At 73.4% G+C, this 10,862-nt stretch carries 13 protein-coding genes and 2 pseudogenes; 9 read left to right on the plus strand and 6 right to left on the minus strand.

The window, feature by feature from the left end; genetic code table 11:
- Nucleotides 1–43 precede the first annotated feature (43 nt).
- Both E1265_RS26690 and E1265_RS26695 read left to right on the plus strand, forming a co-directional pair.
- A complete protein-coding gene (locus tag E1265_RS26690; RefSeq protein WP_132933559.1) occupies nucleotides 44–1,447 on the plus strand; it encodes an MFS transporter in 1,404 nt (467 codons plus the stop codon).
- Nucleotides 1,444–2,475, plus strand: a complete 1,032-nt coding sequence (locus E1265_RS26695; protein ID WP_132933560.1) for an L-idonate 5-dehydrogenase — start codon at nucleotides 1,444–1,446, stop codon at nucleotides 2,473–2,475. The genes E1265_RS26690 and E1265_RS26695 overlap by 4 nt, the downstream gene beginning before the upstream one ends.
- A 48-nt stretch (nucleotides 2,476–2,523) precedes the next feature.
- On the opposite strand, the gene E1265_RS26700 is transcribed toward E1265_RS26695, so the two are convergent.
- Nucleotides 2,524–3,471: an MBL fold metallo-hydrolase gene (locus E1265_RS26700; protein WP_132933570.1), complete on the minus strand. Its 948-nt coding sequence runs from the start codon at nucleotides 3,469–3,471 to the stop codon at nucleotides 2,524–2,526.
- A 106-nt stretch (nucleotides 3,472–3,577) separates the two neighbouring features.
- Here E1265_RS26700 and E1265_RS26705 point away from each other — a divergent pair, with 106 nt between their 5' ends.
- Complete coding sequence (locus E1265_RS26705) at nucleotides 3,578–4,519, plus strand: AraC family transcriptional regulator (RefSeq protein ID WP_132933561.1); 942 nt, start codon at nucleotides 3,578–3,580, stop codon at nucleotides 4,517–4,519.
- A gap of 185 nt (nucleotides 4,520–4,704) precedes the next feature.
- Here E1265_RS26705 and E1265_RS26710 read toward each other — a convergent pair whose 3' ends face one another.
- Genes E1265_RS26710 through E1265_RS26720 form a run of 4 tightly spaced genes read right to left on the minus strand, consistent with a single transcriptional unit; the run spans nucleotide 4,705 to nucleotide 5,876 of the window.
- The gene (locus tag E1265_RS26710; protein WP_165953888.1) at nucleotides 4,705–4,965 is read right to left on the minus strand and encodes a hypothetical protein; all 261 of its coding nucleotides are present in this window, start codon (nucleotides 4,963–4,965) and stop codon (nucleotides 4,705–4,707) included.
- Nucleotides 4,944–5,120 (minus strand): hypothetical protein, encoded by a 177-nt coding sequence (locus tag E1265_RS37310; protein ID WP_165953889.1) that lies wholly within the window; start codon nucleotides 5,118–5,120, stop codon nucleotides 4,944–4,946. The genes E1265_RS26710 and E1265_RS37310 overlap by 22 nt, the downstream gene beginning before the upstream one ends.
- Nucleotides 5,113–5,526 (minus strand): hypothetical protein, encoded by a 414-nt coding sequence (locus E1265_RS26715; RefSeq protein WP_132933563.1) that lies wholly within the window; start codon nucleotides 5,524–5,526, stop codon nucleotides 5,113–5,115. The genes E1265_RS37310 and E1265_RS26715 overlap by 8 nt, the downstream gene beginning before the upstream one ends.
- Entirely contained in the window at nucleotides 5,523–5,876 is a 354-nt protein-coding gene (locus E1265_RS26720; protein ID WP_132933564.1) for a DUF6415 family natural product biosynthesis protein, read from the minus strand. The genes E1265_RS26715 and E1265_RS26720 overlap by 4 nt, the downstream gene beginning before the upstream one ends.
- A gap of 144 nt (nucleotides 5,877–6,020) precedes the next feature.
- On the opposite strand from E1265_RS26720, the gene E1265_RS26725 reads away from it, so the two are divergent.
- A complete protein-coding gene (locus tag E1265_RS26725) occupies nucleotides 6,021–7,214 on the plus strand; it encodes a helix-turn-helix transcriptional regulator (RefSeq protein ID WP_132933565.1) in 1,194 nt (397 codons plus the stop codon).
- Between the two features lie 50 nt (nucleotides 7,215–7,264).
- Here the strand turns inward: E1265_RS26725 and E1265_RS39675 are convergent.
- Nucleotides 7,265–7,588 (minus strand): annotated as a pseudogene (locus E1265_RS39675) (hypothetical protein); the annotation flags it as partial.
- Between the two features lie 955 nt (nucleotides 7,589–8,543).
- Here E1265_RS39675 and E1265_RS39680 point away from each other — a divergent pair.
- From E1265_RS39680 to E1265_RS26760, 5 genes and pseudogenes are all read left to right on the plus strand, one after another.
- Nucleotides 8,544–8,858, plus strand: a complete 315-nt coding sequence (locus E1265_RS39680) for a hypothetical protein (RefSeq protein ID WP_132933566.1) — start codon at nucleotides 8,544–8,546, stop codon at nucleotides 8,856–8,858.
- Nucleotides 8,859–9,023: 165 nt separating this feature from the next.
- Nucleotides 9,024–9,683 (plus strand): annotated as a pseudogene (locus tag E1265_RS26745) (GNAT family protein).
- A gap of 117 nt (nucleotides 9,684–9,800) precedes the next feature.
- Nucleotides 9,801–10,304 (plus strand): MarR family transcriptional regulator, encoded by a 504-nt coding sequence (locus E1265_RS26750; protein ID WP_132933567.1) that lies wholly within the window; start codon nucleotides 9,801–9,803, stop codon nucleotides 10,302–10,304.
- A gap of 72 nt (nucleotides 10,305–10,376) precedes the next feature.
- Nucleotides 10,377–10,619, plus strand: coding sequence for a hypothetical protein (locus tag E1265_RS26755; protein ID WP_132933568.1), 243 nt, complete (start codon nucleotides 10,377–10,379; stop codon nucleotides 10,617–10,619).
- A gap of 3 nt (nucleotides 10,620–10,622) precedes the next feature.
- On the plus strand, nucleotides 10,623–10,862 hold a 240-nt coding region (locus E1265_RS26760; protein WP_132933569.1), incomplete at its 3' end, for a hypothetical protein.

Here is a 10,862-nt window from a genome sequence, read left to right on the forward strand (position 1 = left end):
CCGTCCCCCTCCCCACAGGCACCACAGAACAACGGAGTTCCGGATGACCACCAGCACCACCACCACGGAGCCCACCGGGCCCGTGCGGCGGACCACCAGGGACCTCACCAGAGCCGCCGTCTCCGGCTGGCTCGGCACCGCCATGGAGTTCATGGACTTCCAGCTCTACTCGTTGGCGGCGGCCATCGTCTTCAACAAGATCTTCTTCCCCGACGTCAGCCCCGCCATCGGCCTCATCGCCGCCATGGCCACCTACGGCGTCGGCTACGTGGCCCGCCTCGCCGGCGCCGTCTACTTCGGCCGCATGGGCGACCGGATAGGCCGCAAGAAGGTCCTGGTCATCACCATCGTCATGATGGGAGTCTCCACCACGCTCATCGGCGCCCTGCCCACCTACGCCTCCATCGGCATCCTCGCGCCCGTCCTGCTGGTCCTGCTCCGCCTCGTCCAGGGCTTCGGCGCCGGCGCCGAGATCGCCGGCGCCACCGTGATGCTCGCTGAGTACGCGCCCCCGCCGCGCCGCGGGCTCATCGCCTCGCTTGTCTCCCTCGGCACCAACTCCGGCACCCTCGCGGCGTCCGGACTCTGGGCCATCCTGCTGGCCGTCCTCAGCGAGGACCAACTGCTCTCCTGGGGCTGGCGCCTGCCGTTCCTGCTCAGCTTCCTGCTGCTGATCTTCGCCGTCTGGCTGCGCCGCAGCCTCAAGGAGAGCCCGGTCTTCGAGGAACGCCCCGACGTCGTGAACGGCGTGGCCATGACCCGCGACCAACTCGAGGACAGCGCCGGGCGCGAGCGCGCCGTTGGGCGCCAGGACGCCGGCACCCTGGAGGCCGGACTGCGCCAGCGCAAGGGCAAGGCGTTCTTCGTCGCCCTCGGCCTGCGCTTCGGCCAGGCCGGCAACTCGGGACTCGTCCAGACCTTCCTGGTCGGCTACATCGCCACCAACCTCGACTTCGAACGCTCCGTGCCCACCGACGCGATCCTCTACGGCTCGCTGCTCGGCTTCCTCACCGTGCCGGCGGTCGGCATGCTGGGCGACCGCTTCGGCCGCCGCCCCATGTACCTCGCGCTGACCCTGCTCACCACCGTCCTGGCCTTCCCCCTCCTGCTGCTGATCGCCCACGGCGGCGCGACCGCGGTCATGCTCGGCATGATCGTCGCCCTCAACCTCGGCGTGCTCGGTCTGTTCTCGCTCGAGAGCGTCACCATGGCCGAACTCTTCGGCTCCCGCACCCGGTTCACCCAGCTCGCCGTCGCCAAGGAGATCGGCGGCGTGCTCGCCACCGCCATCGGCCCGGTGCTCGCGGCCACCCTCACCGCCGTCACCGACAGCTGGTGGCCCATCGCCGGAATGCTCGTCGTCTACTCGCTGATCACCCTGGTCTCCGCCCTCCTGGCCCCGGAGACCAGGGGCCGCGACCTGGTCCGCCTCGAGGACGCGCTGTGAAGGCCGTGGTCGTGCACGGCCCGGGAGACGTGCGGATCGACGAACGACCCCGGCCCGTCCCCGGCGCCGGCGAGGCGCTGATCGCCATGGAGTGGGGCGGGATCTGCGGCTCCGACGTGTCGTACTTCCGACACGGCGCCTCCGGCACCGCCCGTCTCACCGCACCCATGGTTCTCGGCCACGAGGTCGCCGGCCGGATCGCCGCCCTCGGCCCCGGCGTCGCCGGACTCACCCCCGGTCAGCCTGTCACCGTCCACCCGGCCGAGCCCGTCGGCGAAGAACCGCTGCCCACCAGGATCGCCGGCCGCACCAACCTGCACGCCCGGGTGCGCTACTTCGGGTCCGCCGCCTTCGAACCGCACACCGACGGCGGGTTCAGCGAGTACCGTGTCGTCCGCGCCCACCAGGTGCGGCCGCTGCCCGCCGGCGTCACCACCGAACAGGGCGCGCTCGCCGAGCCGTTGGCCGTGGCCACGCACGCCGTGCGGCGGGCCGGCGACCTGCGTGGCAGGGCGGTCCTGGTCAACGGCGCGGGGCCGATCGGCGCCCTGGTCGTCGCCGCCACCCGTCACCACGGCGCCGGCACGATCGTCGCCGCCGACCTCACCGCGCCCCGACTCGCCGTCGCCTCCGCCATGGGCGCCGACGAGACCCGCGACCTCGGGCGCGGCGAACCGCTCCCCGAGGACGTCGAGGTGGTCTTCGAGGCGTCGGGGGCGCCCGCCGCGCTCGGCGCCGTGCTGCGCGCCACCGCGCGCGGCGGCACCCTCGTCCAGGTCGGCAACCTGCCGGGCACCCCGGCGCCCGCCGAACTCGGCTCCCTGGTCACCAGGGAGATCACCTGGATCGGCTCCTACCGCTTCGTCGAGGAGATCGACGACGCGCTGCGCGCCATGCGGGACGGGCTCGACGTCTCCCCGGTCATCAGCCACCGCTTCCCCATGGCGGACGCGGCCACGGCCCTGACCGTCGCCGCCGACCCGACCGCCGGCGGCAAGGTGCTGCTGCGCCTGGGCGGGCCACGGTGACGGGCCCCTGGGCGGGAACCGGGCCGACCGCCGTCGCGCCTGGCGCGGTCAGCCTCCGGCTGGAGTCGACGGGCCCTGCCCCTGCCCGGTCGCCGCCCATGGTCCGAGGGCGAACCCGCCGCCCGCCCGCCGGACTTCGACGGCACCCGCGCCGCCGAAGTGTGCGGGGACGAGCAGCTCACGTTCGTCGGCCGCCCGCCCGAGAATCCGTCGCCGACTGGCCACCGCTTGTGCCGGGGCCAGGCAGGCGTCGCTGTTGCAGCAGGGCTCGAGGATCTGCACCGGGCTGTGCAGCAGATCCCCGACGAAGACGGCCCGATCGCTCCCGGACGCGAGACGCAGCACGGACGAGCCGGGCGTGTGGCCGGGCGCGGACTCCAGGGTGAGGTGTTCGTCGACGCGGTGGAGACCGTCCCACAGCACGGCCTGTCCCGCCCGGTGGATGGGCGCGACGCTGTCCTCGTAGATCAGGCGGTCGACCTCCCGCGCGTTGTTCCCGTAGGAATTACCCGGACCGTAGTGGAAGTCGTCGGCGGCCGGAACGAGATACCGGGCGTTGGGGAACGTCGGCACCCACTCCCCGTCCGCCTCCACGGTGTTCCAGCCGACGTGGTCGACGTGAAGATGGGTGTTGACGACCACGTCGACCTCCTCCGGGAGAACTCCGGCCCTCGCCAACAGGCCGAGGAAGTCGCCCTGATGCCGGTGGAACGGCGGCATGCCCGGTCGCTCGCGCCCGTTTCCCACTCCCGTGTCCACCAGGACGGTCCGCCCACCGCTGCGCAGCACCCACGTCTGCAGGGCGAGCACCGCCAGGTCGCCGTCCGGCTCCCAGTGGTCAGGCGCCAGCCAGTCCTCGTTGTCCCGCCACACGTCGCCGCCGGCTCCCGGGAACATGCCGGAGGTCGGCGCGAACGGTCCCTGCCACTCGACCACCCTGATGACCTCGACGTCCCCCAGCACCATGCGCGCCGCGTTCTGGTTCTCGTTCCTGATCGTCACCCACTCGACCCTAGGAAGGCCGAGGGATCCTCTCAATGCTCATCTGGCTCACCAAGATACGAGTCCGTCTCACACCGTAAACGGCAGATACCCTGGCCGGATGGATGTGGTGAGCGACGCGATCTCCGTCGTGCACCTCGGACACCCCTCGTCGCACCGGGTGCGGACGAGGGGGCGCTGGTGCGTGCGCCTCGACCCGTACGACGGGGCGGGCTTCCACGTCGTCCTGAAGGGCACCTGCTGGCTGCTCCCCGACGGCGGCGCCCCCGTGCCGCTCGGCGTGGGTGACGCGGTGCTGCTGCCGCACGGCACCGGCCATGTGATCGCCGACTCCCCGGTCGACGCGGCGACCGCCGGGGAGCGGGCGGTGCCGTTCGAGCGCTGGCTCGTGGAGATCGGGCCGGAAGGTCGGCCCGATCGGGGCGAGATGGAGATGCTCTGCGGCAAGTACTGGCTCGACTGCAGCCGCATGCACCCGCTCATGGCGGAGCTGCCGGAGGTCGTCCACCTGCCCAACCGGGTGGGCGGCCACCTCGAACTCCGCGCCGCGATCGACCTGCTCGCCGGCGAGCTGGACGAGAGGCGGCCCGGCTCCTGCGTGGCGCTCCCGAACCTGCTCGACCTCCTCCTCGTCTACATGATCCGCTCCTGGATGACCGAGACCACCAGCGGAGTCTGGCCCGGCGCCCTGGGCGACCCGGTGACGGCCGCCGCCCTGCGGGCCCTGCACTCGAATCCGGCCGCCCCCTGGAGCAACGACCGCCTGGCAGCGGAGGCGGGCGTCTCCCGCCCCACCCTGGCGCGCCGGTTCACCACCCTGGTCGGACGCCCTCCCATGGCCTACCTCACCTGGTGGCGCCTGATCCTCGCCGCCACCATGCTCCGGGACACCTCGGACACCCTGGCCACCATCGCCGACCGAGTCGGCTACGGCAGCCCCTACGCCCTCTCCCACGCCTTCCAGAGGGAGTTCGGCACCACACCCGGCCGATACCGAGCGCAGGCCACGGAGCGAGCCGTGCCACGGCAAGGCGCCAACTGACGTCAGGCAGCCCCCACGGCGCCCAGCAGGAGCCACGCCGCCAGGAGCGCCAGGGCGACGTCGAGCACGGTCATCGGAGCCACACCAGGGTCATCACGGCCGACAGCCAACCGGCCACCCACGCGGCCATCACCGGCAGTACGAGGTCAGCAAGCGAGCGTCGCGGCCGGGGGTGGCGAGCGCGGTCACGAGCCATCGGCCAACGCCTTCTCCACGGTGGCAAGGACGCACGGCTCGCACACGAACAGGTCGAAGAGCCGGCCCTCGGCGTCGCGCACTCTCGCGAGTCGTAAGCGCGGTACCAGAAGCAGCAGGCCGGCGCACCAGACGCACAGCCAGCCATCCCGCTGCCACTTCGTCAGCCCACCGAGGCTCGGTACGGGAAACGCGATAGCGGGCTCGGCCTTCTCAGCCGGCGCCGCGGTCACCGAGCGCCCGCCTTCCATGGGCACGTCCTGGAGTGGTCGTCGTCCGACACGATGCCGTTGCCGCAGTAGCAGCACGTCACCGGCTCCTCCGGATCCACGGCGCCTTCCAGGCCGGTGACGAGGGTGACGGCCACCTCGGGTCCCGGCTTCGCGGCGGTGCGGTGGTCACGCACGGCGCGCCCCCAGCGGGGCCGGTGCAAGCAGTGTCGCGGCGAGCGCCTCGCGCAGCGCATCGGCGTTGGTGAGGCAGCTGCCGCGCGGCGGCACCAGCCAGCGGATCGGCGGCCCGCCCTCCGTCGGCGACGCGCACCACTCGGCCGGCGGGATCGCGACGTAGTGCCCATGCCCGAGGACGCGCACACCGGGCAGCCGCGGCCAACCGGCCGCCATCCGAGGACCCACGAACCAGCGGACGACGCCATGCTCCTGGACCTCGACCACCGGCCCGGAGCGCCCATCGAGCCGGCCCAGCACGTAGGCAGAGGTCAAGCTCGGCACCTGCACCGCGTCGAACCAGCGGCCAGTCGGCACCGTCCGGGTGCCAGCGGAGAGCGGTGGGACCCAGTCGGGCGCGGTCACATCGGCTCCCTTGGCGCACGCGCCCGGGCCGCGAGGACCGACACCGAGTCGGCGAGGAGCTGCATGTGCACCAGCCGGCCCATCGGGCCGTCGGCCGGCGTGGCGGTCAGCAGGTGTCGGGCGGTGGCGATAGCCGACTCCGACCGGAGCCGCGGCTGTCCCACCGGCATCCGGCTCGTCATGTCCTCGCACACGGGAATCAGCGACCGCAGGTGGTCCCGCAGCTCCTCAATGGTCTCGGGGACGAGGGCGGTCCGCGCCTGCCTTGTGTACAGCTCGCGGGCCCGCTGCACGTCGGTCCGCACCGCGTCATGATCGATGGAGACGGGGTGCCCGTCAGTCATCAGCATGACCCCTCCTGGTCAGCGTCATCGCCTGCCGTGACCAGATAACTACGGCCGCGAGAGCCGAAGACGCACAAGAAGTGCACACGTGAGTGCCCAGGTCGCCGAAGAGCCGGGCGCAGCCGTGCTGTTGTGGGGAACACTCGGTGTATGCACGCTGCCACGACATCCCCCCCGACCGCGGTCGGCGAGCACATCGCCGTCCAGCGGAAGGCGCGCGGTTGGGGTCAGCGCCAGCTGGCCGATCGCGCCAAGGTCTCTCTGTCCCTACTCGGCAAGATCGAGCGCGGCGACCGGGCCTGCACCCCGGCCGTCGCCGCCGCTCTCGCCACGGCGCTCGGTATCCCGCTGTCCGTGCTGTACGGGCAGCCCTATGCCGAGGCGCCCGACCCCACCCTCATCGACGCCCTGCGGTCCGCCGTTCGGCGGCACCGCCACCCCCAGGTCACCGATGTCCGGCCCGACACGCTGCCCGGCGACATCGCCGTCGCCTCCGAGATGCGCGCTGGCACCAACTACCGCGATCTGCTCCCCGGGTTGCCGGGGCTGATCTCCCGGGCGGTCGCGAACGCCCACGACTCCGGCGACCCCGAAGCGTGGCAACTCCTGGTGGACGCCTACAGCTGCGCGTTCACCATCGCCCACCGCCTCGGATACCCCGACCTCGCCGACGTGGTCGCGGCCCGCCAGGAGTGGGCCGCCTCGCAGACCTGGTCCCCCGTCGCGCAGATGGCCGCGGCCTGGTCCGAGGCCGGCACCTACCAGTCCGCCGGGGACTACCTCGAGGGCTTGGCCGTCACCGACCGGGCGCTCACCACCTGGGCGGCCTCCGGCCAGGACAGCGTCGACGCCGTGGTCGCCGCCGGCTCCCTGCACCTGCGGGCCGTCACCCTCGCGTCCCGTGCCCGCGACGACGCCACGACGAAGCACCATCTCCGACACGCGCAACGCCTCGCCGAACGCCTCGCCGGGGCTGACCAGTACCGGCACAACCTCACCTTCGGCCCCGGCAACACGGTCCTCCACGAGCTGGCCACGCACATCGAGCTCGAACGCCCCAAGCGTGCGGTCGCGATGGCCGAAGACCTCCGCAGCGTCGAGCTCCCCGGGCTCGCGCCGACACGCGTCGGGCACCTCCACATCGACGCCGCCCGCGCGCGCCTTGCGGTCGGCGACCGCGACGCCGCGCTCCAGGCTCTGCTGCGGGCCCGCGAGGTAGCGCCGCAGATGGCACGCATCCACCCCATGGCTCGTGAAGTCCTGCGCGTCCTGGTGTCCTTGCACCGGCGGTCGAAGCCCGAGCTGTCGATACTCGCGAAGTGGGCCGGCCTCAGCGAGGCGTGAGAGCAGCCCCGGCGCACGCTGCCAAGGGTAGGGCCAGGGCTGCGACACCTTCACGCTACCCGCTCGGAGCGGATGAGACACGAACGCCAAACGGCCTCTCCAACAACTGGGAGGGTTCCAGAGGGCGTTGCAACACACACGGTCGGTTGGTCAGGCCGCGAGCAGTTCATGCGAACGCTCGGCGGATTTTCCCAGCCAAGCGTCTCGCGTGGACGGCCAGGTCGGTGCCCCTGGGGAAGGTACTGGCGCAGCAGGCCGTTCGTGTTCTCGTTCGAGCCGCGCTGCCGGGGGATGGCGGGGGCGCAGAAGTGGACCGGCACATCGGTGGCCACGGTGAACTCGCGGTGGCGGCCCATCTCGGCGCCTTGGTCCCAACCATGGGGTCGCGGAAGCGCTGTCGTCGGGGGTCTGGCGGCGTGGCGTGCGCCGGGCGCGGCCGGTGGACAGGGCCTGCACCTCTGGCCGGTCGGGGGAGTAGGCGGCACCGCCGGGGTAGGCTCCGGGACGTGAGGTGACGTCTCCGTGGCGCGTCGCACGCGCCACCACCGCTGGTCCGACCCGATCCCGAACCAGGAGTGCGTCACTCGCATGCCCACAGCGCTGCCCACGTCGGCGGAGATCAACGCCGCCCTCGCCACCCACTGGCATCTGACGAACGTCGCCGTCACACCCCTCATGGGGGGAATGAACTCCGTCACCTGGGAGGTGACTCCGCTGGTCCCGCCGGGCGGGCGGCGCCCGGGGGAGAGCCCGCGGCCCGGCGGGGCGCGAGCCGCCCGCTGGGTCGCCAAGGCCGTGCCGTGCGGGGCGCCCGAGGAGTGCTTCCACCGTGGTCTCCGCCTCGCCGCCCGCGCGGAGCGCGCCGGCCTGCCGTCCGGCGCCGCCGTACCCACGGTGACGGGGCGGAGACCGTCGCCGTGGCCGGCCACCGACTCGCCCTGCTGCGCTGGGTCGAGGGCCGGATCCCCGAGGCCGCGAACGAGCACGACCTCGCGCTGGTCGGCGCCGCCCTCGGCCGCGCACACCGCCTCCTCGGTGACGAGCCGGCCGACCCCGACGAGGCCCGCGCCGCCCTCGACCCGCTGGCCGACCCACCAGAACCCGAGGTGCTGGCCGCCCAGCCCTGGCTACGCGCCGCGCTCGCGGGCGTCGCCGCCCGGCTGCGTAGCCTCCGCCCCGAGACGCTGAACTGGGGTCCGCTGCACGGCGATCCGGCGTTGGAGCACTTCAGGATCGACCCCGGCACCGGACGGTGCGGCCTGATCGACTGGGGCGCCGCCGGCCGGGGCGCCCGCCTGTACGACCTGGCCACGGTCGTCATGGACCTCGGTGCACCCCGGAACGCCGGCCCCCTGCTGGCGGCCTACCGCGCGCACGGCCCGCTGTCGGCCGGGGGAGATCGACCGGGCCCTGCCGGCGCTGCTGGACTTCCGCCACGCCATCAACGCGGTCTACTACGCCCAGCGGCTCCTGCGCGGCGACACCACCGGAGTCCCCGACCAGGCCGCCAACGCGGCCCGCCTCGCCGAGGCTCGCCGCTGGCTAGTCGGCGCCGGCGCCGTGCTCCCGCCGGTGTTCGACGGGGAGGCGGGCGGGCAGCCCGCGCAGCAGGACGTCGAGGAAGAGCTCGAAGCGGGGCCGTGACTCGCCCAGGGCGAGCGAGGCGGCCGGCCCGCCGCCGGCCCGCCCGGACGGTGAGCGGAGTGGGTGGCGTCGTGCGGCGGAATTCCCGCGACAGGACGCGGTGGCTGGCACCCTGACCAGGGCCATCGGCCCGAGGACGAGCGATGCGGCACGAAAGGACGGTCGATGGGTTTCACGTTGGAGGGACCGGTGCTCGAGGGCGCGCTCGTGCGCCTGGAGCCCCTCGCACACCGCCACGCGGCGGGCCTGGCGGTGGCGGCGGAGGAGGACCGGAGCTCGTACGGGTTCACCTGGGTGCCCAGGGCCGCCGAGGTGGAGGGATACATAGCCGCCCAGCTCGCCAGGGCCGCCGCCGGCAGGCTCGCGCCGTACGCGCAGGTGGAGCGCGCCTCGGGCAGGGTGGTCGGCGCCACCGCCTACTGGGATCCGCGGCCGTGGCCGACGGGCGAGGGGCTGTGCGCGATCGAGGTCGGCTTCACCTGGCTCGCGGCGTCCGCCCAGGGGACCGGCGTGAACACGGAGGCGAAGTACCTGTTGTTCCGGCACGCCTTCGAGAACTGGCGGGTGGCGCGTCTCGACCTGAAGACGGACGCGCGCAACGGGCGTTAGCGGGCCGCGATCGAGGGGGTGGGCGCGCGGTTCGAGGGCGTGCTGCGGAACTGGTCCCGGTCGTGGGCGCCGGGCGAGGACGACCGGCTCCGTGACTCCGCGATCTTCTCGATCACCGCGGGGGAGTGGCCCGAGACCCGCGCCATGCTCGAACGGCGCCTCGCCCGTGGCGTCGCCCACCGGCGCCCGGCGGCTGACGTGCCGACCGCGCGCTGAGCGACGCCTGCCCCGCTGGCGTGGCGGGGCGGCGCCGTGCCGCGTCCCAGCGGGCAAGCGGTTTTCCTGCCCCACGCGGGTTGCTTGACTTAGGCAATGATCTGGTAAAGTGGCGACATGTCGACGCCATCGCCAGCGGACCCCGCCGTGTCGCCCGACGTGGTGGAGATCGAGAGCACGCTCACCCGCATCGCCTACCTGACCAACCGGGCCAGGCAGCACGAGCGGCTGATGGCCATGGCCGGGCTCTCGCTCGACCGCGCGGGCGTCGCGTTGCTTCGTCAGCTGGCCGAGCACGAGTCGATGCGCCTGGGGGAGCTCGCGGTCCGGCTCTCGGTCGAGGCATCGCACGTCACCCGCCAGGTGCAGCACCTGGAGCGGTCCGGCTTCGTCGGCCGGGTGCCGGACCCCGACGACCGGCGGGCGCAGCGGATCCAGCTCACCGAGGCGGGCCGGGCCGCGGTGCGGCGCCTGCGGGTCGCCAGCTGCCAGGGCATGCAGGCGGCGCTCGCCGACTGGTCGCCGGAGGACCTCCACCAGCTCGCCACCCTGTTCCGGCGCATGGTGGACGACTTCGTCGCCCGGGGCGACGAGGAGGTCGCCGCCCCGCCCTCCGACTGAGGGGCGTCCCGCTTTCCGGCTGACGGTCGTCCCGCTCCGCGGCTGGCGGTTGTCCCGCCTTCCGCCTGACGGTTGCCGCCCCGCACCGCGCCAAAGACCGCCGACCGCCGCGAGCAGGCCGACGGTCGTCTCGCCGACGCCGCCTGCCTGGCCGGCTTCGACGGCCCGCGCGCCGCGGCCGAGGCCGCCCTGCCGGAGGCCGAGCGGGCCCGGCCGCGCCGCCGCGCCGACGCCTGGCGGGCCGAGCGCGCCGCCATCTCGCCCCCGGCCGCCGCCTACACCCTCAACGGCGTCACCATCCGCCCCACCCGCTAGGAGGTGTCCGCCCTCGACCCCGAGCACGTCAACTACCACTCCCACCTCCTGATCGTGGAGTGCAAGGACCGGTACGGCTGGGGCGTCCACAACGGCCACCAGAGCCTCGACGCCCACTGCCAGTGGGGCGCCGGCACGTCCGTCTACGGCCGCGACGACGCCTGGACCGCCCAGTACCGCTTCGACCACGACACCGCGCTCGCCATCGCCCGCTCCGCCGCCCCCCACGTCATCGTCAACGGC

Origin of the sequence: Streptomyces sp. 8K308, from assembly GCF_004348315.1 — a bacterium.
In the GTDB taxonomy this organism is placed as follows: Bacteria; Actinomycetota; Actinomycetes; order Streptomycetales; family Streptomycetaceae; genus Streptomyces.